The 21,169-nt window shown below is 63.9% G+C and carries 18 protein-coding genes; 10 read left to right on the top strand and 8 right to left on the bottom strand.

Annotated features, from left to right (window positions below; translation table 11 throughout):
• Positions 1-12 precede the first annotated feature (12 nt).
• Positions 13-687: a GNAT family N-acetyltransferase gene (locus JZZ72_RS03220; protein ID WP_054916454.1), complete on the top strand. Its 675-nt coding sequence runs from the start codon at positions 13-15 to the stop codon at positions 685-687.
• Positions 688-781: 94 nt separating this feature from the next.
• Here JZZ72_RS03220 and oadA read toward each other — a convergent pair whose 3' ends face one another.
• Complete coding sequence (oadA, locus tag JZZ72_RS03215; RefSeq protein ID WP_043861527.1) at positions 782-2,590, bottom strand: sodium-extruding oxaloacetate decarboxylase subunit alpha; 1,809 nt, start codon at positions 2,588-2,590, stop codon at positions 782-784.
• An 11-nt stretch (positions 2,591-2,601) separates the two neighbouring features.
• A complete protein-coding gene (locus tag JZZ72_RS03210) occupies positions 2,602-4,017 on the bottom strand; it encodes an acetyl-CoA carboxylase biotin carboxylase subunit (RefSeq protein WP_043861526.1) in 1,416 nt (471 codons plus the stop codon).
• Positions 4,018-4,222: 205 nt separating this feature from the next.
• Here JZZ72_RS03210 and JZZ72_RS03205 point away from each other — a divergent pair, with 205 nt between their 5' ends.
• Positions 4,223-5,170 (top strand): LysR family transcriptional regulator, encoded by a 948-nt coding sequence (locus JZZ72_RS03205; protein WP_162484870.1) that lies wholly within the window; start codon positions 4,223-4,225, stop codon positions 5,168-5,170.
• Here the strand turns inward: JZZ72_RS03205 and JZZ72_RS03200 are convergent.
• The gene (locus JZZ72_RS03200; protein ID WP_078481432.1) at positions 5,112-5,330 is read right to left on the bottom strand and encodes a PA3496 family putative envelope integrity protein; all 219 of its coding nucleotides are present in this window, start codon (positions 5,328-5,330) and stop codon (positions 5,112-5,114) included. The genes JZZ72_RS03205 and JZZ72_RS03200 overlap by 59 nt on opposite strands.
• Positions 5,331-5,492: 162 nt before the next feature.
• Positions 5,493-6,359 carry a transcriptional regulator HexR gene (gene hexR / locus JZZ72_RS03195; RefSeq protein WP_043861524.1) on the bottom strand — a complete coding sequence of 289 codons (867 nt, stop codon included), beginning with the start codon at positions 6,357-6,359 and terminating at the stop codon, positions 5,493-5,495.
• A 104-nt stretch (positions 6,360-6,463) separates the two neighbouring features.
• Between hexR and zwf the strand changes: the two genes are divergently transcribed.
• Entirely contained in the window at positions 6,464-7,906 is a 1,443-nt protein-coding gene (gene zwf, locus JZZ72_RS03190) for a glucose-6-phosphate dehydrogenase (RefSeq protein WP_210014044.1), read from the top strand.
• 84 nt (positions 7,907-7,990) lie between these two features.
• Entirely contained in the window at positions 7,991-8,308 is a 318-nt protein-coding gene (locus JZZ72_RS03185; RefSeq protein ID WP_054916453.1) for a hypothetical protein, read from the top strand.
• Between the two features lie 61 nt (positions 8,309-8,369).
• Here the strand turns inward: JZZ72_RS03185 and JZZ72_RS03180 are convergent, their stop codons facing one another.
• Complete coding sequence (locus JZZ72_RS03180; protein WP_210014031.1) at positions 8,370-11,240, bottom strand: EAL domain-containing protein; 2,871 nt, start codon at positions 11,238-11,240, stop codon at positions 8,370-8,372.
• 235 nt (positions 11,241-11,475) lie between these two features.
• On the opposite strand from JZZ72_RS03180, the gene uvrD reads away from it, so the two are divergent.
• The 4 genes from uvrD to JZZ72_RS03160 all read left to right on the top strand — a co-directional run bounded on the left by uvrD (position 11,476) and on the right by JZZ72_RS03160 (position 16,192).
• Positions 11,476-13,659 (top strand): DNA helicase II, encoded by a 2,184-nt coding sequence (gene uvrD, locus JZZ72_RS03175; RefSeq protein ID WP_054916451.1) that lies wholly within the window; start codon positions 11,476-11,478, stop codon positions 13,657-13,659.
• 192 nt (positions 13,660-13,851) lie between these two features.
• The gene (locus JZZ72_RS03170) at positions 13,852-14,703 is read left to right on the top strand and encodes a Tim44 domain-containing protein (RefSeq protein WP_043861520.1); all 852 of its coding nucleotides are present in this window, start codon (positions 13,852-13,854) and stop codon (positions 14,701-14,703) included.
• Between the two features lie 111 nt (positions 14,704-14,814).
• The gene (locus JZZ72_RS03165; RefSeq protein ID WP_014720555.1) at positions 14,815-15,222 is read left to right on the top strand and encodes an SMI1/KNR4 family protein; all 408 of its coding nucleotides are present in this window, start codon (positions 14,815-14,817) and stop codon (positions 15,220-15,222) included.
• A 157-nt stretch (positions 15,223-15,379) separates the two neighbouring features.
• A complete protein-coding gene (locus tag JZZ72_RS03160) occupies positions 15,380-16,192 on the top strand; it encodes an alpha/beta hydrolase (protein ID WP_210014030.1) in 813 nt (270 codons plus the stop codon).
• Here JZZ72_RS03160 and JZZ72_RS03155 read toward each other — a convergent pair.
• Positions 16,189-17,949 (bottom strand): cation:proton antiporter, encoded by a 1,761-nt coding sequence (locus JZZ72_RS03155; protein WP_054916449.1) that lies wholly within the window; start codon positions 17,947-17,949, stop codon positions 16,189-16,191. The two genes, JZZ72_RS03160 and JZZ72_RS03155, sit on opposite strands and share 4 nt — an antisense overlap.
• A 323-nt stretch (positions 17,950-18,272) precedes the next feature.
• Here JZZ72_RS03155 and JZZ72_RS03150 point away from each other — a divergent pair, with 323 nt between their 5' ends.
• Positions 18,273-18,758: an acyl-CoA thioesterase gene (locus tag JZZ72_RS03150; protein ID WP_043861517.1), complete on the top strand. Its 486-nt coding sequence runs from the start codon at positions 18,273-18,275 to the stop codon at positions 18,756-18,758.
• Here JZZ72_RS03150 and pdxY read toward each other — a convergent pair.
• Entirely contained in the window at positions 18,755-19,627 is an 873-nt protein-coding gene (pdxY, locus tag JZZ72_RS03145) for a pyridoxal kinase PdxY (RefSeq protein WP_043861516.1), read from the bottom strand. The two genes, JZZ72_RS03150 and pdxY, sit on opposite strands and share 4 nt — an antisense overlap.
• A 117-nt stretch (positions 19,628-19,744) precedes the next feature.
• Here pdxY and JZZ72_RS03140 point away from each other — a divergent pair, with 117 nt between their 5' ends.
• Positions 19,745-20,137 (top strand): DUF3301 domain-containing protein, encoded by a 393-nt coding sequence (locus tag JZZ72_RS03140; protein ID WP_043861515.1) that lies wholly within the window; start codon positions 19,745-19,747, stop codon positions 20,135-20,137.
• Positions 20,138-20,191: 54 nt separating this feature from the next.
• On the opposite strand, the gene JZZ72_RS03135 is transcribed toward JZZ72_RS03140, so the two are convergent.
• Positions 20,192-21,154, bottom strand: a complete 963-nt coding sequence (locus JZZ72_RS03135) for a CobW family GTP-binding protein (protein ID WP_210014043.1) — start codon at positions 21,152-21,154, stop codon at positions 20,192-20,194.
• Positions 21,155-21,169: the final 15 nt, after the last annotated feature.

The raw sequence follows: 21,169 nt of genomic DNA, 5'->3' as shown, positions 1-21,169 counted from the left end.
GGAGAAGCCACCATGAGCACACCGTTGAACTGGCGGCCGGCCAAGGCCCCGCAGCCTGTCCCGCTGGTCGGGCGCTTCATCCGCCTGGAAAAACTCGACCCGCGCCGCGACCGCGAGCACCTGTGGGCGGTGTTCCAGGGCCCCGAGGCCGACCAGACACTGTGGAAGTACCTGGCCTACGGACCATTCACCGAGCGCGAAGACTTCGACCACTGGCTAGACAGCAACGCCGCCAGCAGCGACCCGCTGTTCTACAGCGTGATCGACCTGGCCAGCGGGCAGACCCAGGGTATCCTCAGCCTGATGTCGATCGTGCCCGAGCAGGGCCGTATCGAGATCGGCCACATTGCCTTCGGCGCGGCCATGCAGCGCACGCCCAAGGGCACCGAGGCCATCTACCTGCTGGGCAAGCAGGCCTTCGCCCTGGGCAACCGGCGCCTGGAATGGAAGTGCAACAACGACAATGCCCGCTCCAAGCGCGCGGCCGAGCGTTTCGGGTTCACCTTCGAAGGGGTGTTTCGCAAGCACATGGTGACCAAGGACCACAACCGCGACACGGCCTGGTACTCCATCACCGATGACGAATGGCCGGCCATTGCCGCTGGTTTCGAACGCTGGCTGAGCGAGGACAACCAGCGCCCAGAGGGTCAGCTCAAGACGCTGGAAGCGTGCCGTACGGGTGCGTGAGGCCGGTACCCGGAGCGGGCGTATCCAACAGAAGATAAAAAAAGGGGAGCAATTCGCTCCCCAGAGGTTAACCGCTTGCAGATGAAGGCCTGAATCAGCCTTCGATCTCGATCAGGATCTCGCCCGGGTTGACCCGGTCGCCCTTGGCCACGTGTATGGCTGCAACCTTGCCGGCGATGGCCGATTGCACCTCGGTTTCCATCTTCATCGCTTCGGTGATCAGCACCGCCTGGCCGGCCTTGACCGTGTCGCCCTGCTTGACCAGCACATCGACGATGTTGCCCGGCATGGTGGTGCTCACATGGCCCGGCTCGCTGGCCTGCTTGCGCTTGCTGCTGCCACCGCCGACGAATTCGTTGAGCGGCTCGAACACCACCTCTTCCGGCATGCCGTCGATGGACAGGTAGAAGTGGCGCTTGCCTTCGGCCTTGACGCCCACACCGGTGATATCCACGCGGTAGGTCTCGCCGTGCACGTCGATCACGAACTCGGTTGGTACGCCTTCGCCACCGGCCGAGGCCACCGCGCCGGCTTCCGGAATCGGCAGCAGCACTTCAGGGGTCAGGCTGCCGGCTTCACGCTCTTCAAGGAACTTGCGCCCGATGTCCGGGAACATGGCGAAGGTCAGCACATCTTCTTCGGACTTGGCCAGGCTGCCGATGTCGGCACGCAGCTTGGTCATCTCGGGCTTGAGCAGGTCGGCGGGGCGCACGTCGATGACGTCTTCGCTGCCGATGGCCTGGCGACGCAGCTTCTCGTCGACTACCCCCGGTGCCTTGCCGTAGCCGCCCTGCAGGTACAGCTTCACCTCGTTGGTGATGGTCTTGTAGCGCTCGCCGGCCAGCACGTTGAAGAACGCCTGGGTACCGACGATCTGCGAGGTGGGCGTGACCAGCGGCGGGAAGCCGAGGTCTTCACGCACCCGCGGGATCTCGGCCAGCACTTCGTTCATGCGGTTGAGCGCACCCTGCTCCTTGAGCTGGTTGGCCAGGTTGGAAATCATCCCGCCCGGTACCTGGTTGACCTGCACGCGGGTATCCACGGCGGTGAACTCGCTTTCGAACTGGTGGTACTTCTTGCGCACGGCATAGAAGTACAGGCCGATCTCCTGCAGCAGTTGCAGGTCCAGGCCGGTATCGAACTCGCTGCCCTTGAGCGCTGCAACCATCGATTCGGTGCCCGGGTGGCTGGTGCCCCAGGCGAAGCTGGAGATGGCGGTGTCGATATGGTCGGCACCGTTCTCGATGGCCTTGAGCTGGCACATCGCGGCCAGGCCGGCCGTGTCGTGGCTGTGGATGAACACCGGCAGCGACTGCTCGGCCTTGAGTGCCTTGACCAGCTCGCCGGTGGCGTAGGGGGTCAGCAGGCCGGCCATGTCCTTGATCGCGATGGAATCGCAGCCCATGGCTTCCATCTGCTTGGCCTGGGCCACGAACGCCTCGATGGTGTGCACCGGGCTGGTGGTGTAGGCGATGGTGCCCTGGGCATGCTTGCCGGCCGCCTTCACGGCCTCGATGGCCACGCGCAGGTTTCGCACGTCGTTCATGGCGTCGAAGATGCGGAACACATCGATGCCGTTGACTGCTGCCTTGGCCACGAAGGCCTTGACCACGTCATCGCTGTAGTGCCGGTAGCCAAGCAGGTTCTGGCCGCGCAGCAGCATCTGCAGCCGGGTGTTGGGCAGTGCTGCGCGCAGCTTGCGCAGGCGCTCCCACGGGTCTTCCTTGAGGAAGCGCACGCAGGCGTCGAAGGTCGCGCCGCCCCACACTTCCAGCGACCAGTAGCCCACCTTGTCGAGCTTGTCGCAGATCGGCAGCATGTCGTCGGTGCGCATGCGGGTGGCCAGCAGCGATTGGTGGGCGTCGCGCAGGATCGTGTCGGTTACGAAAATTTTCTTGGACATTGTAGGGTTCCTCACAGGCCTGCGTGGGCGGCGATGGCGGCGGCGATGGCCAGGGCCAGCTCTTCGGGTTTGCGCTTGATCGAGTAGTTGGTCAGTTCGGGGTGGCTTTCAACGAAGCTGGTGTTGAACTGGCCGCTACGGAATTCCGGGTTGCGCAGGATTTCCTGGTAGTACGCGGCGGTGGTCTTGACCCCCTGCAGGCGCATGTCGTCCAGGGCCCGCAGGCCGCGGTCCATGGCTTCTTCCCAGGTCAGCGCCCAGACCACCAGCTTCAGGCACATCGAGTCGTAGAACGGCGGGATGGTGTAGCCGGTGTAGATCGCCGTGTCGGTGCGCACGCCCGGGCCGCCGGGGGCGTAGTAGCGGGTGATCTTGCCGAAGCTGGGCAGAAAGTTGTTTTTCGGGTCTTCTGCATTGATCCGGAACTGCAGCGCGAAGCCGCGGTGCTGGATGTCTTCCTGCTTGACCGACAGCGGCAGGCCCGAGGCGATGCGGATCTGTTCGCGAACGATGTCGATACCGGTGATTTCCTCGGTGATGGTGTGCTCCACCTGCACCCGGGTGTTCATTTCCATGAAGTACACCTCGCCATCGGCGAGCAGGAACTCCACGGTACCGGCATTCTCGTAGCCCACGGCCTTGGCCGCGCGCACCGACAGGTCGCCTATGTAGGCGCGCTGTTCGGGGGTCAGCTGCGGGCTGGGGGCGATCTCGATGAGCTTCTGGTTGCGGCGCTGGATAGAGCAGTCGCGCTCGAACAGGTGCACCACGTTGCCGAAGCTGTCACCCAGGATCTGCGCCTCGATGTGCTTGGGGTTGACGATGCATTTTTCCAGGAACACCTCGGCCGAACCGAATGCCTTGGTGGCTTCGGAAATCACCCGCGGAAAGGCCTGCTCGAGTTCTTCGCGGCTGTTGCAGCGACGAATGCCGCGCCCGCCGCCGCCGGAAGTGGCCTTGAGCATAACCGGGTAACCGATGCGGTCGCCCTCTTCCAGGGCTTCGTGGATGTCGGCCACGTTGCCTTCGGTGCCCGGGGTGACCGGTACGCCGGCCTTGATCATGCTGCGCCGCGCCTCGGTCTTGTCGCCCATGCGGCGAATGACTTCGGCGGCCGGGCCGATGAACTTGATCCCGCGTTCGGCGCAGATGTCCGCCAGCTCCGCGTTCTCCGACAGAAAACCATAGCCCGGGTGCAACGCATCGCAGCCGGTTTCCACTGCCAGGTTCACCAGCTTGCGCGGGTTGAGATAACCGGCCAGGGGTTCGGCACCGATGCTATGGGCCTCGTCCGCACGCTTTACGTGCAGGGCGTGACGGTCGGCGTCGGAATAGATCGCCACCGAGCGAATGCCCATCTCGGCGCAGGCACGCACAATGCGTACTGCGATTTCACCCCGGTTGGCGATCAGGATTTTTTTTATCACTGGAGTCTTCCCAAAGCCGTTGGTAACAAACGAACCGGCAGTACCGGTCGGCGCGTGACCAGACGTCGCTGGCCAGTCGTATAATCACCCTAGCGCCGAACGTGAATAAACAAAAATCAATATTTGTTAGGGGCAGCATTAGCAATTGCTTATAGTGCCGTAACAGGGTTTTGCCGAGGCGACGGGAAATATGCGTAAGTCATTGATGCGTATGACATTGCGTCAATTGCAGATCTTCAATGAAGTGTGTGATTTGCGTTCCTACAGCCGGGCCGCCGAGGAGATGTCGCTGACGCAACCCGCCGTTAGTCTACAGATCCGCCAGCTCGAAGAACTGGTAGGCCAGCCGCTGTTCGAGTACGTCGGCAAGAAGCTCTACCTCACCGAGGCCGCCGAGGCGCTGCAGCGCGCCAGCCGGGACATCTTCGGACGCCTGGAGAGCCTCGACATGCAGCTGTCGGACATGCAGGGCTCGCTGCAGGGCCAGCTCAAGCTGGCGGTGGAATCGAGCGCCAAGTACTTCGTGCCGCACCTGTTCGCCGCCTTCAAGCGCCTGCACCCGGAGGTCAACCTGACCCTCACCGTGGTCAACCGCGCCCAGGCCATCCGGCGCCTGTCGGACAACCGCGACGACCTGATCATCATGTCGATGGTGCCGCAGGACATGGGCCTGGAGTTTTTGCCCTTCCTGAACAACCCGATCGTGGCCGTGGCCCCGCCCGATCACCCGCTGTGCACGCTCGACAGCCTGCGCCTGCAGGACCTGGAGCCGCATACGCTGCTGGTGCGCGAACAGGGTTCGGGCACGCGCAAGGCGTGCGAGGAGTACTTCAAGGAAAAGCGCGTGCACTTCACTCAGACCCTGGAAGTGGCATCGGCCGACGCCCAGCGCGAATGCGTGATCGCAGGCCTTGGCATCGCCCTTTTGACCCGGCATGCACTGAACATGGAACTGGCCACCGGGGTGCTGCGCGAGCTGCCGGTAGAGGAGCTGCCGCTGTATCGCAGCTGGTGCGTGGTGCAGGCCAAGGCCAAGCGGCAGTCGCCGGTGGCCCTGGCCTTTGTTGCGTTCATCCGCAGCGAACGTGCGCAGATCAGCGCGCTTGTTGAGCGTTTCTCGGGGACGTTGCCGCTGACACCTGCCATACGCTGACAGCGTGCAGTTCGGGGTAGTCGGCGATGTCCTGCAGCAATTGGCGCTGCTCGGAATAGCTTTCGATCGCGCGGCGAAACTCCATGCGGCGCTGATCCTTTTCCTGCTGCTTGCGGGACTTGGCGGTAGGTTGGTGCGAGCCATCGAATTCACGAGCCATTGCGTGTCTCCCTGGTCGATTGCGGGGAGTTTCAGCGTGCCCGGGCGGGGTTACGGTTTGGCGGCGGGAGGGTTACAAAAGCATGAACAATCAGGCGTGGCATGCGGTGCTGCCCTTCGCCGGCAAGCCAGCGAAGGCGTCAGTGCGGGCGGTGCAAGACGATCAGTCGTCCATCGCCTTGATCGACTTGGGCGACAGGCGCAGGCTGCGCAAGCTGCGTTTGACGCTCTTGAGGTGGTTGACCAAGCTCGGCCCGCGCGCCATGGCAACGCCCATGGCCAGCACGTCGATCACCACCAGGTGGGCGATACGCGAGGTCAGCGGGGTGTAGATTTCGGTGTCTTCATGCACGTCGATGGCCAGGTTGACCGTGGACAATTCGGCCAGCGGGGTCTGGCTCGGGCACAGGGTGATCAGCGTCGCGCCGCTTTCACGCACCAGGTTGGCAGTGATCAGCAGGTCCTTGGAACGCCCTGACTGGGAAATGCAGATCGCTACATCACCCGGCTTGAGGGTGACCGCCGACATCGCCTGCATGTGCGGGTCGGAATACGCCGCTGCCGTCAGCAACAGGCGGAAGAACTTGTGCTGGGCATCGGCAGCCACCGCACCCGATGCACCAAACCCGTAGAACTCCACGCGCTGCGCCTGGGCCATGGCCGTCACGGCGCGCTGCAATGCCTGGGCATCGAGGTGCTCGCGCACTTCCATCAGGGTGTGCAGGGTGGTGTCGAAGATCTTCAGGCTGTAGTCGGCTACCGAATCGTCTTCATGAATCGCGAACTGACCGAAGCTCGCACCCGCCGCCAGGCTTTGCGCCAGCTTGAGCTTGAGGTCCTGGAAACCGGTGCAACCGATCGCCCGGCAGAAACGCACGATGGTCGGCTCGCTGATCCCGACGCTGTGCGCCAGATCAGCCATGGAGCTATGCATGACAGCCGCTGGATCGAGCAATACGTGATCGGCAACCTTCAGTTCCGATTTGCGTAGCAGATGGCGCGACTGGGCGATGTGTTGCAACAGATTCAAGGGCAGGACTCGGTTATGATCGGCTGACCGGGTTGTAGCTTTCTTGTAGTTATACTACATGACCGGCGACCCGCCCAGCTAAACGATCTTGGAGAGTGGTGGCATTGACTATCCCGTGCGACATTCTGGTGTTCGGCGGCACCGGCGACCTGGCCCTGAACAAACTGCTTCCAGCGCTCTACCACCTGTTTCGCGAAGGCCGTCTGCACAACGCCGTGCGGATCATCGCCCTGGCCCGCCGGACCTTGCCACGGATTGAATTTCTCAAGCTGGTCGAACGCCGCTGCCGCGCCCAGATCGCGCCCCAGGACTTCAGCGACGAGGTGTGGCACCGCTTTTCCACGCGCCTGGACTACTTCTCCATGGACGCCATGCAGAGCGCCGATTTCGGCCGCCTCGCCCGCTTTCTGGGCGAGCCCGGCGGGCTGACGCGGGTCTACTACCTGGCCACCGCACCCAACCTGTTCGTGCCCATCGCCACCCACCTGCAGGTGGCCGGGCTGGTCGACAGCGAAGCGCGTATCGTGCTGGAAAAACCCATCGGCCACTCGCTGGAGTCCGCCACCACGATCAACAGCGCCATCGGCGCGGTATTCGCCGAATCCCAGGTGTTTCGCATCGACCACTACCTGGGCAAGGAGACGGTGCAGAACCTCATGGCATTGCGCTTTGCCAACGCGCTGCTGGAGCCGGTGTGGCGCACCAACCAGGTGGACCACGTGCAGATCAGCGTGTGCGAAACCCTCGGCGTGGAAAACCGCGGCGGCTACTACGACCGTGCCGGCGCCACCCGCGACATGCTGCAGAACCACCTGCTGCAACTGCTCTGCCTGGTAGCCATGGAGCCACCAGCGCAGTTCGAGGCCGAGGCGGTGCGCGATGAAAAGGTCAAGATCCTCAAGGCCCTCAAACCCATCACCGGGCAGGACGTGCAGGACAAGACCGTGCGCGGCCAGTACAGCGCCGGCAAGATCGGCGGGCAGGAGGTTCCGGCCTACTACTTCGAGAAGGACGTGGACAACGACAGCGACACCGAAACCTTCGTCGCCGTCGAAGCCCACATCAACAACTGGCGCTGGGCCGGCGTGCCCTTCTACCTGCGTACCGGCAAGCGCATGGCCAAGCGCTCCTCGCAGATCGTCATCCAGTTCAAGCCGGTGCCCCATCGCCTGTTCGACGGCGACCAGGCCAACCAGTTGCTGATCCAGCTGCAGCCCGATGAGCGCATCAGCCTGCAGATGATGACCAAGGCACCGGGCAAGGGCATGCGCCTGGAGCCGGTGGAACTGAACCTGAACCTGGCCCAGGTGTTCGGCCAGGCACGACGCTGGGACGCCTACGAACGCCTGCTGCTGGATGTTCTGGACGGCGACTCGACCCTGTTCATGCGCCGCGACGAAGTGGAGGCCGCATGGGCCTGGATCGACCCGATCCTGACTGGCTGGCAGGAGCACTTCCAGGCCCCCCGCCCTTACCCGGCCGGCTCCAATGGCCCGGACCAGGCCCACAGCCTGCTGGCTCACCAGGGACGCGCCTGGCACGGTTGAAAGCTTTCCGGCTGCCGGGTGCAGCCGCGCTGTTCGATAGTGGGCACGCAACATCCCACCCACCATCGAATGGAGTACAAAGGAATGTCCCTGAAAGCAAAAGGCTGGATCGCGCAGAACGACAAGATGCCGGGCAACGCCAGGTTTCGAGTGTATGGCACCGTGGAAGTCGCCACCTCGGCCATCGTGCCAGTGCTGGTGAAACGCGCCATCCAGGACAAATCGCACGCCCTGGCGCTGGAACTGAAGCTGGAGAATGTGGACGCCCTGGCTGCCCAGGTGATCACCGAACGTGCGGTCTGTTTCGAAATGGACGGCGACCACAGCAACATCCCGAAAGTGGATATTTTCCACGACGGCAAACTGCTGGTGAGCCTGGAGGAGATCCTGGTCACTCACTGACCGGCAGGCTGCGACTTGTTACAACGCCAGGGCCCCGTTGATCGGGGCCCTGGCCGTGGGGCTACCAGCGCCGATCCTCACGCAGCAAGGCGGCCAGGCTGTCGGCCTCCACCGGCCGGCTGATCAGGTAGCCCTGCACCTCATCGCAGCCCTGCTCGCGCAGAAACGCCAACTGCTCCTGGGTTTCCACCCCTTCGGCCACCACCTGCAGGCCCAGGCTTTGGGCCATGACAATGATCGCACGGGTGATTGCGGCGTCCTCGCTGCCTTCGTGCAGGCCACGGATGAAGGTCTGGTCGATCTTCACGTAATTCACCGGAAAACGCTTGAGGTAGCTGAGCGACGAATAGCCGGTGCCGAAATCGTCGATGGCCAGCTTGACCCCCAGTTCATGCAACTGATGAAAGGTCGCGATGATGTGCTCCACGCTGTCGAGCAACTGGCTTTCGGTCAGCTCCAGCTCCAGCAGGTGCGGTGCCAGGCCGCTGTCTTCCAGCACCTGACGCACCAGGCTGACCAGCTTGCCCTGGCGCAACTGATACACCGACAAGTTCACCGACACGCGAATCGGCGCCAGCCCCTGCCGTTGCCATTCACAGGCCTGCCAGCACGCCTGGCGCAACACGAACTCGCCCATCGGCGCGATCAGCCCGGTCTCTTCGGCCAGGCCGATGAAGTCGCCCGGTGGCACCATGCCCACCTGTGGGTGATGCCAGCGCACCAGGGCCTCGGCAGCCTGCAGGCGGCCGCTGGTCAGGCACAGCTTGGGCTGGTAATAGACCTCCAGCTGGCGTTCTTCGATGGCCTTGCGCAGCTGGTTCTCCAGTTGCAGGCGCTCCAGGGTGCTGGCCTGCAGGCTCTCGGTGTAGAACTGGAACCCGTCGCCGCCGAGGTGCTTGGCGTGCTGCATGGCCATGTTGGCCTGGCTCACCAGGGTGCTGACATCCAGGCTGGCATCGGGTAGCAGACTGACCCCCACTGAAGCGCTGATCACCAGCTCGTGCCCGTCGACACGCAGCGGCACGCGCAGCTTGTCAAGCAGGCGCGTCGCCACCCGCACCAGGCTGGACAGGTGTGAATAGCCGTCGAACAGCACCACGAACTCGTCACCGGACAGACGCGCCACGGTATCGGCCTCGGGCACTGCGTTGCCGATGCGCTGGGCCATGGTCTTGAGCAGCCGGTCGGCCAGCTCGTGGCCCAGGCTGTCGTTGAGCAGCTTGAAGCGGTCCAGGTCGATGTGCAGCAGCGCCAGGCTGCGACCGCTGCCACGCAGGCGCTGGCCGGCTTCATGCAGACGCAGGCGGAACAACGCGCGGTTGGCCAGGCCGGTCAGTTCGTCGTAGTGCGCCAGGTACCGCAGGCGCTCTTCGGACTCGCGGCGTGCCGACAGGTCGGTGAAGAAACCCACGATGGTGCCGACCTGGCCACGCGCATCCGTCACGCCGGTCAGTTGCAGCCACTGCGGGTAGAGTTCCCCGCTCTTGCGCGCCTCAACCAGCTCGCCTTCCCAGCGCCCCTGCTGCGCCAGGGCCTGGTCGATGGCACCGTAGTGCCGGCGCGCGTCGCGGCTGCATGGCAGCTCCAGCGCATTGCGCCCCAGCAGTTCTTCGCGCACGTAGCCGGTCATGTGGCAGAACGCCTGGTTGGCGGCCAGTACGGCATAGTCCGGCCCCATGATCGCGATGCCTTCGCTGGCCGCCTCGAATACGGTTGCGGCCAGGCGTTGCTGTTCCTGCTGAGCCTTGCGCGCGCTCACGTCGCGCCGGGTGCCGAGCATGCGCACCACCCGCCCGGCGGCATCGCGCTCCACCGCGCGGCCGCGGTCCTCGATCCAGCACCAGTGGCCCTGGGCGTGGCGGAAGCGGTACTCGATACGGTAATCGTCGGTGCGCCCCTTGAGGTGGTCGACCAGGGCGCGCTTGAGCGCCGGCACGTCATCCGGGTGCAGGCGCGGCTTGAGGTGCGCCTGCACCGCCCGCACCTGCTCCGGGTTCAGGCCGAACAGCTCGTGCAATTGGGTGTGATGCACCTCGTCGGTTTCCAGATTCCAGTCCCACAGCCCCAGCTCACTGGCTTCCAGCGCCAGGGCCAGGCGCTGCTCGCTCTTGCTCAGGGCCTGGTTGGCGCGGTCCAGCTCCTGGCTGCGCTGCGCCACCCTCGATTCCAGCCCGGCCTGGGCCTGACGCAGTTGCTCCTCGATCAGCCGACGCTGCTCGACCTCGGTCGCCAGGGCCTTGTTGAGCCGCTCGCTGCGCGCCTGCGCGGCCTGCAGGTGCTCGATCAGCGCCTGGTTCTGAAAGCGGCGCAACAGGCCCCCCTCGATCAGCCGATTGACCTGCCAGGCCACCACCATCAACGCGCCGAGCAGGATCAGCCCCAGCCAACCCCAGCCCTGCTGCTGCTCGTCACCGCGCCAGAACAGGAACGCGATCGGCGGCAGCAGGCACGGCAAGGTGAAACTCAGGAACGCCGGCAGGCTGACCGCGTAGGCCACGCTCGCCGACAGGGTCGCGGCCCCCAGCAAGCCGAAGACCCAGGCCTGTTGCACGAAGTTATCCACAGGCACCAGGGCAATCGCCGCGCTGGCCAGGGTCAGGCCGCTGAAGGCCGAACCGAGCAGGAACATGCGCCACCAGGTCGGTTGCACCTGTCGATCGGGCATCGCCGCGTCGAAGGCCGCAACCTGAATGACCCGCAGCGCTACCAGCGCCATCAACCAAACGATCCACACACTGACCAGCAGGTAGCGCTGCGGGCTCCACAGCAGCCAGGCACACACCAGGCCGTTGAGCAGCATGAACAGGGTGGGCAGCAACGAGCCCTGGTACAACAGACGGGTACGCTCGACGGCCAGTTGCGTGGCGAACTGTTTGCGAATACCGCGGCGCGCTTCCAGCGGCACGCTGACGGAGGCAGATGCGAAGGTCATAGGCAATGTTCTTGTAATGGTGAGCCTCGAACGAGCACGGAGCATACACAAGCAGGCGCCTGGGCCAAACTGCTCTGGGTCATAAATTGTGCGTGGCAATTATGGAACCTGGTTTCAGTGCCGAGCCCTCAAGCACGCGGGCCAAGGGGCACGACCGATGAGCGGGCGGCGCCTTGGGCGATCTTTTTCCACCATGGGTTTGCCCCCGGCTCGCTTGCGCCCCTAAAATGGCCGGATGCGCGATGACCTCTCCCTCCTGTTGAACTCCCTCAACGACGCCCAACGCCAGGCCGTAGCGGCCCCGCTTGGTCGCCAGTTGGTTCTGGCCGGTGCCGGCTCCGGTAAGACCCGAGTGCTGGTGCACCGTATCGCCTGGTTGATCCAGGTCGAGCAGGCCTCACCCCATTCGGTGCTGTCGGTGACCTTCACCAACAAGGCCGCCGCCGAGATGCGCCAGCGCATCGAGCAGTTGATGGGCATCAACCCGGCCGGCATGTGGGTGGGTACCTTCCACGGCCTGGCGCACCGCCTGTTGCGTGCCCACTGGCAGGAAGCGGGGCTGAACCAGAACTTCCAGATCCTCGACAGCGACGACCAGCAACGCCTGGTCAAGCGGGTGATCCGCGAGCTGGGCCTGGACGAACAGCGCTGGCCGGTACGCCAGGCGCAGTGGTTCATCAACGGGCAGAAGGACGAAGGGCTGCGCCCGCAGCACATCCAGGCCAGCGGCGACCTGTTCCTGGGCACCATGCGCAGCATCTACGAGGCCTACGAGGCAGCCTGCCAGCGCGCCGGCGTGATCGACTTCTCCGAACTGCTGCTGCGCGCGCTGGACCTGTGGCGCGACAACCCGGGCCTGCTGCAGCACTACCAGCGGCGCTTCCGCCACCTGCTGGTAGACGAGTTCCAGGACACCAACGCCGTGCAGTACGCCTGGTTGCGCCTGCTGGCCCAGGGCGGTGACAGCCTGATGGTAGTGGGCGACGACGACCAGTCCATCTATGGCTGGCGCGGCGCCAAGATCGAGAACATCCACCAGTACAGTGCCGACTTCCCCGACACCCAGATGATCCGCCTGGAGCAGAACTACCGCTCCACCGCCGGCATCCTCAAGGCGGCCAACGCCCTGATCGCCAACAACAGTGATCGCCTGGGCAAGGAGCTGTGGACCGACGGCGGCGACGGCGAACCGCTGAGCCTGTACGCCGCCTTCAACGAACACGACGAAGCGCGCTATGTGGTCGAGACCATCGAGAGCGCGCTCAAGACCGGCATGGCGCGCAGCGACATCGCCATCCTGTACCGCTCCAACGCCCAGTCGCGGGTGCTCGAGGAAGCCCTGCTGCGCGAGCGCATCCCGTACCGCATCTATGGTGGTCAGCGCTTCTTCGAACGCGCCGAGATCAAGAACGCCATGGCCTACCTGCGCCTGCTTGAAGGGCGTGGCAATGACGCGGCGCTGGAGCGGGTGATCAACGTACCGCCGCGCGGCATCGGCGAGAAGACCGTGGAGGCGATTCGCGAACACGCCCGTCACGCCCAGGTATCGATGTGGGAGTCGATGAGCCTGCTGATCGCCAACAAGGGCCTCAAGGGCCGTGCCGCCAGCGCCCTGGCCGCGTTCATCGAGCTGATCGAGAACCTCTCGGCCAAGGTCATGGACATGCCGTTGCACCTGATGACCCAGACCGTGATCGAGCAGTCCGGGCTGATCATCTATCACCAGGAAGAAAAGGGTGAAAAGGGCCAGGCACGGGTAGAAAACCTTGAAGAACTGGTCAGCGCCGCGCGCAACTTCGAAAGCGCCGAGGAGGACGCCGAGCTGTCGCCGCTGGCTGCGTTCCTGGGCCACGCCTCCCTCGAGGCCGGCGATGCCCAGGCCGAGGAACACGAAGACAGCATCCAGCTGATGACCCTGCACAGCGCCAAGGGCCTGGAGTTCCCCCACGTGTTCCTGGTGGGCATGGAAGAGGGCCTGTTCCCGCACAAGATGAGCCTGGAAGAGCCCGGCCGCCTGGAAGAGGAACGCCGCCTGGCCTATGTGGGCATTACCCGCGCCATGCAGCAGCTGGTGATGACCTACGCCGAAACCCGGCGCCTGTACGGCAGCGAAACCTACAACAAGGTGTCGCGATTCGTGCGTGAGATCCCTGCGGGGCTGGTGCAGGAAGTGCGCTTGTCCAACAGCGTCAGCCGGCCGTTCGGCTCGGGTCAGAAACAGAATTCGAGCAGCCTGTTCGGTGCGGCGAACATCCCCGAAACCGCGTTCAACCTCGGCCAGCGCGTGCAGCACGCGGTGTTTGGCGAGGGCGTGATCCTCAATTTCGAGGGCGCCGGTGCCCAGGCGCGGGTGCAGGTGAACTTCGCCGAAGGCAGCAAGTGGCTGATGCTTGGCTACGCCAAGCTGGAGCCGCTGTAACACCCTCCGCCGGCAAGGCCGTCCCCTGTGGGAGCCGGCCTTGCCGGCGGAGGTGTCGGCCAATTCCTACACGCACTTGATAAACATCCCACAGCGCCAAGCAAAAGATAGAAACATTATGACGCTAGTCATGTGTCCTACAACCTGTGCACCATGGCGCGCGTGCACTCCACAAAACGGGAATACCCTTCTATGCAACGTTTTCTTAGCATCGCCTTGGCGCTGTGCATCGGCCTTACGCTGAGCCTCGACGCCAACGCCAAGCGCTTCGGCGGCGGCAAGAGCTCGGGCGCCGCGCCGACCCACCAGACGCGCCAGGCCGCTCCGGCCACGCCGGCCGCCACGCCAAATGCGGCAGGCCGTCCACCGGCAGCCGCCAGCGGTGCTTCGCGCTGGCTCGGCCCTCTGGCCGGCCTCGCCGCCGGGGGCCTGCTGGCCTCCATGTTCATGGGCGACGGCTTCCAGGGCATGCAGATCTTCGACATCCTGATCATGGCGGTCATCGCTTTCCTGATCTTCCGTTTCATTGCCGCCCGTCGCCGCAAGCAACAGCCGCAGATGGCCGCTGCCGGTCACGCGCCGTTCCAGCGTGAAGTTCACGAGCAACCGGCTCAGCCGTCGATCTTCGGTGGTTCCGCTGCACCTGCCGCGGCCCGCCCGGTAATCAACGCACCAGCCTGGTTCAATGAAGAGAGCTTCCTGGCCGCTGCACGCAACCACTTCCAGACCCTGCAGCAGCACTGGGACGCCAACGAGATCGACAAGATCGCCGAGTTCGTTACCCCGCAGATGCTGCAGTTCCTGAAAAAGGAACGTGCCGAGCTGGGTGAAGGCTTCCAGTCCACCTACATCGACGACCTGAACGTGCAGCTGGAAGGCGTGGATGACCGTGCCGACCGCACCATCGCCACCCTGACCTTCAGCGGTGTGTCGAAAACCTCGCGTTTCGACCAGGGCGAAGTGTTCAGCGAAAGCTGGAACATGGAACGTGCCCAGGGCGAAAACCAGCCTTGGCTGGTCGCAGGGATCCGCCAGAACGGCTGATCTTGAGGCATTGCACAAAAAACCCCGGGCTTGCCCGGGGTTTTGCTTTTAGCGTAGCGTCCTACTAGGGTATAACGCGCAGCGTGTCGTCAAGGTAAGAGGATTGAACCCGTGGAAGAAATCATCGAGCAACTGCGTGAAGCCAACGAACCGGTACCCGTACCGCTTGAGTTGCCCGACGAAGACCTGCTGGTCGAGATTGAAGAACAGCTGTTCATCGATATCCCGTTCGTCTTCAGGGAGTTCCTGCTGACCGTCAGCGATGTGGTGTACGGCAGCCTGGAGCCGGTGACCGTTACCGACCCGCAATCGCATACCTACCTGCCTGACGTGGCGGCCAATGCCTGGGATGCCGGCGTGGACCGTTCGCTGATTCCGATCTGCCAGGATGGTGACGATTACTACTGCGTCGAGGAAGACGGCACCGTGGTGCTGTGGTCGGCCGAAGAAGAGCTGGTGACCGAAGAAACCTGGGAATCGGTATGGCACTGGGCGCGCGACGTGTGGCTGGAAAGCTGATCCGTCAGTTTGTCGGACAAAAATGATGGCTCTGAGCTATCAATCTTCGTAGAATCGCCGCGCCTTCCTGTGCGCGGCGGTGTTGCTACCGCTCCATCCCCTCGGACATACGACCCGCGCGCACAGGAATGCACCTTCACATGCCGGGGCCCTGTCGATGTACTCCAGACTGTTCACACTGCTCGCCCTGCTGCTGGCGAGCGGCTGCCAGGCGCCGCTGACACAGTTGCAGACCCTCAGCCAGACCCATGGCCATCGTGTCGAGATCCAGCCTACCCAGCCCTTCCCGCTGGCGCTGAGCGTTCCGCTCAAGGCGCCAGGCGCCCTGCGCCTGCGTGTCTATCTGGAAGGTGACGGACGCGCCTGGGCCACCGCCAGCCAACCCAGCCTGGACCCCAGCCCGCGCAACCTGTTGCTGGCGCGACTGGCCCTTGAAGACCCACAGCCCAGCCTGTACCTGGCGCGCCCTTGCCAGTTCGTCAGTGCGCCTGGCTGCCGCGCAGCGATGTGGACCGACCAGCGCTTTGGCAAGGCAGTGCTCGATAGCCTGGACCAAGCCCTGAGCGGCATCAAGCAACGCTATGGCAACCAGGAGTTCGAGCTGATCGGCTATTCCGGCGGGGGTGCGCTGGCCTTGCTGCTGGCCGCCCGGCGAAGCGACGTTACCCAGGTACAGACCCTGGCCGGCAACCTCAGCCCGCGGTACTGGGCACAGACCCTGCAACTGACGCCGCTGGCGGGCTCACTGGAGCCGCTGGACTATCGCCAGCGCCTGCGCGACCTGCCGCAGCGCCACCTTCTCGGCCTGCAGGACCGCAGCGTGCCGGCCTCGCTGTTCGAGCACTACCGCGTGGAACTAGGCAGTGCCCGCTGCATGCAGCAGGTTGCGTTGCCCGGTGTGAGCCACGCCGAAGGTTGGACACAGGCCTGGGCCCAATGGCGGGACCAGCCGCTGCGCTGCAAACCCTAGGGGTGATGTTCCTTCTGATTGTCGAGGGTTTCGAGCAGTGCGATCTGCATGCGCGTGTGCACCCGGATGAACCAGCGCCACAGCAACGCCACCACACCGGCCGCCACCACCGCGATCAGCAACAGCAGCTCGCTGGTGGGCAGGATGCTCGCCGACAGCGCCGACAGCAGCAGGAAGATCACCAGCAGCGACAGCAGCGGGATCACCTCGGCGATCACCCGGCGCACGCGCTGGGTATGGCGCCCGGCCATTTCCGGCTTGACCCCCATTTCGGCCAGCAGCATCGACAGCGCCTTGAGCTTGCGATACGCGGCAATCAGGAACGGCAATGACAGCAGCAACGCCGCGCCCCAGATCAGCGCTTTCTGCTGGGCCAGGTCGGGCAACCATTCGCTCAGGTACTCGCCGATGCGTGCCGCGAAGTAACCTCCACTGAAGAAGATCGCCACCACCAGCGCCAGGTTGACCCCCACCTGCAGCAGGATGCGCCGGATCATCGCCGCCACCATCGCGCCCTCGCCTTGCGGCTGGATGCTGCGCAGCCATTCGCCGTACAGCGACAGCACCCGCGACAGGCGCTTAGGCACCACACTGGCAAGCTTGAGCGACAGCGGGTCGGCGGCGCGAATCAGGTAGGGCGTGAGCAAGGTGGTAATGGCCGACACCGCCACCGCCACCGGGTAAAGGAAGTCGCTGGTGACCTGCAGGGTCATGCCCAGCGCAGCGATGATGAAGGAGAATTCGCCGATCTGCGAAAGCCCCATGCCCACCCGCAACGAGGTGCGACCGTCGTTGCCAGCGATGAAGGCGCCCATGCCGCACGAGAGCATCTTGCCCAGGACCACCGCTACAGTAATGACCACGATCGGCCAGATGTACTCGATGAGCACGCTCAGGTCGATCATCAGGCCGATGGCGACGAAGAAGATGGCACTGAACAGGTCGCGAACCGGCTCGATCAACTGCTCGATCTTCAGCAACTGGCGCGATTCGGCCATGATCGCCCCGATCAGGAACGCGCCCAGCACCATGCTGTACTCGAGCTTGACCACCAGAAGGCAGAAGCCGAAGCACAGTCCCAGCACGGTAATCAGCAGCATCTCATTGCTTTCGAACCTGGCCACGTAGGCCAGTACCCGCGGTACCAGCAGTATGCCGATGACCAGCGCCACGATCATGAACAGCGAGAGCTTGCCGACGGTGGAGAACACCTCGCCGGAACTGACCGCGCCGCTGACCGCAATGCCCGACAGCAGGGCAATGATGCCGATACCGAGGATGTCCTCGACGATCAGCACACCAAAGATCAGCTGGGCGAAGCGCTCGTTCTTCATCTTCAGGTCGTTGAGCGCCTTGACGATGATGGTGGTGGAAGAAATTGCCAGGATTGCGCCCAGGAACAGCGAGTCCATGGTATTCCAGCCGAACCAGCGGCCGATCTCGAAGCCGATCCAGATCATCAGCACGATTTCGAGGAAGGCCGCAATGAACGCCGTGGCCCCCACCTTGAACAGCTTGCGCAGGCTGAACTCCAGCCCCAGGCAGAACATCAGGAAGATCACCCCGAGTTCGGCCAGCGTCTTGATCGTGTCTTCGTCGTGGATGAGGCCGAATGGCGGGGTGTGCGGGCCGATGATGAAGCCGGCGACGATATAGCCGAGTACCACCGGCTGCTTGAAACGGTGAAACAGGATGGTGACCACACCGGCAACCAGCATGATCACCGCCAGATCCTGAATAAAGCTGATGGCATGCACGGCGTGGAGCTCCTTACTTCGAACCGAAGAACAAGCCCGCCGCTCGATGACATGCCTGTCGTGGAGCGGCGGGGGAATTAGTCTGTCAAATGACGCCAGGCACCACATTGCATGGGCTTGGTCAGGTTAACACCGGCGCCTGCGACGAAAAGGCGGTGTAATATCAAGAAACAGATAGACCGGTAACACGCCAAAGATGGCACGAACGGCGTGACGGCAACGGCGCTGTCAGCGTCCCGTTTTCATGGGATTCGAAATTGGGGAAAAGAAGCGTGACGACCACTCGCCACCCCGCCTCAGCGCAACCTTACCGTGAGCACACTATGGAACCTGGAAACGCCCAGCTGTCGATGACCGTCCTGATGACCCCGGACATGGCCAACTTTTCTGGCAACGTACACGGCGGCACCCTGCTCAAGTACCTCGATGAAGTCGCCTATGCCTGCGCCAGCCGCTACGCGGGCCGTTATGTGGTGACATTGTCGGTGGATCAGGTGGTCTTTCGCGAGCCGGTACACGTGGGCGAACTGGTGACCTTCCTGGCGTCGGTGAACTACACCGGCAACACCTCGATGGAGGTCGGGATCAAGGTCGTCACCGAAAATATCCGCGAGCGCTCGGTGCGCCACAGCAACAGCTGCTTCTTCACCATGGTCGCGGTGGACGACGATCGCAAGCCGGTCGCCGTGCCGCCACGCCAGCCAGAGACCAGCGAGGAAAAGCGCCGCTTCGTGCAAGGCAAGCAGCGCCGCCTGATTCGCCAGGAACTCGAAAAGCGCTACCAGGAACTCAAGGGCGACGCCTTCTAGAGCGCCAGGCGCCGCGCCTCGAAGCGCACCCGCGGGTGCATGATGCGGTCCTGGGCACGCACCAGCTCCAGCTCGTAGCTGGTGCAAGCCTGGGTTTCCAGCAGCACCTCGTGCACGGCCGCGGCAGTGAATTCGAAAGCCGCCACCCAGCTGTCACCCAGCAGCACCCGCGCCAGGAACAGGCCGGAGGTCAGATCGCCGACCCCCACCGGCTGCCGCGCAAACGCCAGCAGCGGTCGCTGCAGGTGCCAACTGCCTTCGGCAGTCACCAGCAGCATCTCGAAGTCTTCAGCCTTGCGTCCCGGGTATGCCAGGTGCTTGACCAGCACAGCCTTGGGCCCGCGGGCGAGCAGGCTGCGCGCCATGGCCACGCAGTCCTCCAGCGACTCGGCCCGACGCCCGCAGAAGCTGTCGAGCTCCAGCTGATTGGGGCACAGCACATCTGCCACCGCCACCGCTTCATCGAGCAGGAAGTCACTGACCTCGGCGGGTACGATGCAGCCTTTTTCCGGATGCCCCATGACGGGGTCGCACAGGTACAGGGCGTTCGGGTTGACCGCCTTGATCCGCGCCACCCCAGTAAGAATCGCACGGCCCTGGGCGGCGCTGCCGAGGTAGCCGGAAAGCACCGCATCACAGTTGCCCAGCTCGCCGATCGTCGCAATCCCGTCCACCAGCGCCGGAATTTGCTCTGGCGCAAGCACTTCGCCGGTCCACTGGCCATACTGAGTATGGTTGGAGAACTGAACGGTGTTCAGCGGCCAGACATTGACCCCCACCCGTTGCATCGGAAACACCGCGGCGCTGTTGCCGGCGTGGCCGAATACCACGTGTGACTGGATGGCGAGCAGATGCGGTGTACGTTTCATGCAGGGCTTCCAAACGATCGAATGAAAAACAAGGCGCGCAGTATGGCGCCAAATGCCACCTGTACGACAGACCGGGGTGGCAGTTAAGCTGAGCCTATCTGGTTGGAGCGAACGTAGATGTTAACCCTCGAAAACCTTCTGGTGCTGATGCTGCTGGCCACCGCAGGCGCCTGGCTGTGGCATAACCACGGCCTGCGCGAAAAGGCACTGGAACGGGTCAAGCAGCATTGCGCCAAGCTCGACCTGGAACTGCTGGATGGCAACGTGGCGCTCAAGCGCATCGGTTTTGTGCGCGATGCCAACGGGCGCAAGCGCCTGGCCCGTGTGTACAACTTCGAATTCACAGTGACAGGCGAACATCGTCACCCCGGTACGGTGACGCAGTTTGGCGCGCATACGATGCAGATCGAACTGGCACCCTACCCGTTCGAGATCAAGCCGCCGGTGCAGGGCGGCAACGTGATCGAGATGAACCAGTGGCGCCAGGAGCACAATCGCTGGCGCCAGTGACGTTCCCTTCGTCTACCGGGGCCAGCCTTGCCTGCAAAAAGGCCGGCCCTGTCTTCAGGGAATCCGGCATTCCTGCATCCCCTGCTCCAAGGCCGCCACTGCCTGCGGCTGTGCAAAAATCAGCTCGATACGCGAGTCGCGCCGCCACTCGCTGGCCTGCCAGTGCAGCGCCTGCCCCTCCAGCGCATTGGCCGACTGCCAACCCTCCGGGCTGTGGATAACCAGTTTGGCCCTGCGCCACCCAAGGCCTGCAAGCCATTGCTGCAAACGCTGCGAGTGCAACTGCTGGCTCGGGTGCCAGCGCCAGCCAATGCTCCAGCCCTGCTCCAGCTGTTGATAAAGACAGATCGGCGTCAGCGGGTTTATCCACAGCGCCGCCGGCAACGGCCTGGCCTCCGGCAACTTGAAGTTATCCACCGGCAACGGATGCACACCAACGCCCGGCAGGCTGTTCAGCGCAATCTGCCCATGGTCCGTCCAAAGCTGGGGTACATCAGGCAAGCCCTGGCTTATCCACAGGCGCGTGGCGGCCGCCAAGCCTTCAGATTTGTTGAGCACCAGCAGCCCCGCACCGTGCAGTGCCTGCGCCTGCGGCTGGGGTAATACCTGGCCTGCCGCCAATGCCTGGGCGTCCAGTACCAGCACCGACGGCTGAACCGCCAGCACGCCTTGCCAGGGAGCCTCGCCCAGCTGTTCCAGCAACTGGGCAGGATGACCCAGCCCCGAAGGCTCGATGAACAGTCGATGAGGGCGCGCCTTGCGCAACAAGCGCCCCAGGCCCACCTGGAACGGTGCGCCATTCACGCAGCACAGGCATCCGCCCGCCACTTCGCCCATCGCCACGCCATCATCGTCGGTGGCGAGCAAGGCGGCATCCAGGCCGATCTGGCCGAACTCGTTGATCAGCACCGCCCACCGCTCGTGGGCCGGGCGCTGGGCCAGCAGGTGCCGAATCAGGCTGGTCTTGCCGGCGCCCAGGGGGCCGCCGATCAGGTGGGTGGGTATGTTCTGCAGCATGCGCATCGATTCGTC

This window comes from Pseudomonas palmensis, assembly GCF_017848315.1.
Lineage (GTDB): Bacteria > Pseudomonadota > Gammaproteobacteria > Pseudomonadales > Pseudomonadaceae > Aquipseudomonas > Aquipseudomonas palmensis.
Note: the sequence above shows the minus strand (reverse complement) of the source record. Positions and strands in the feature narration are given on the sequence as shown.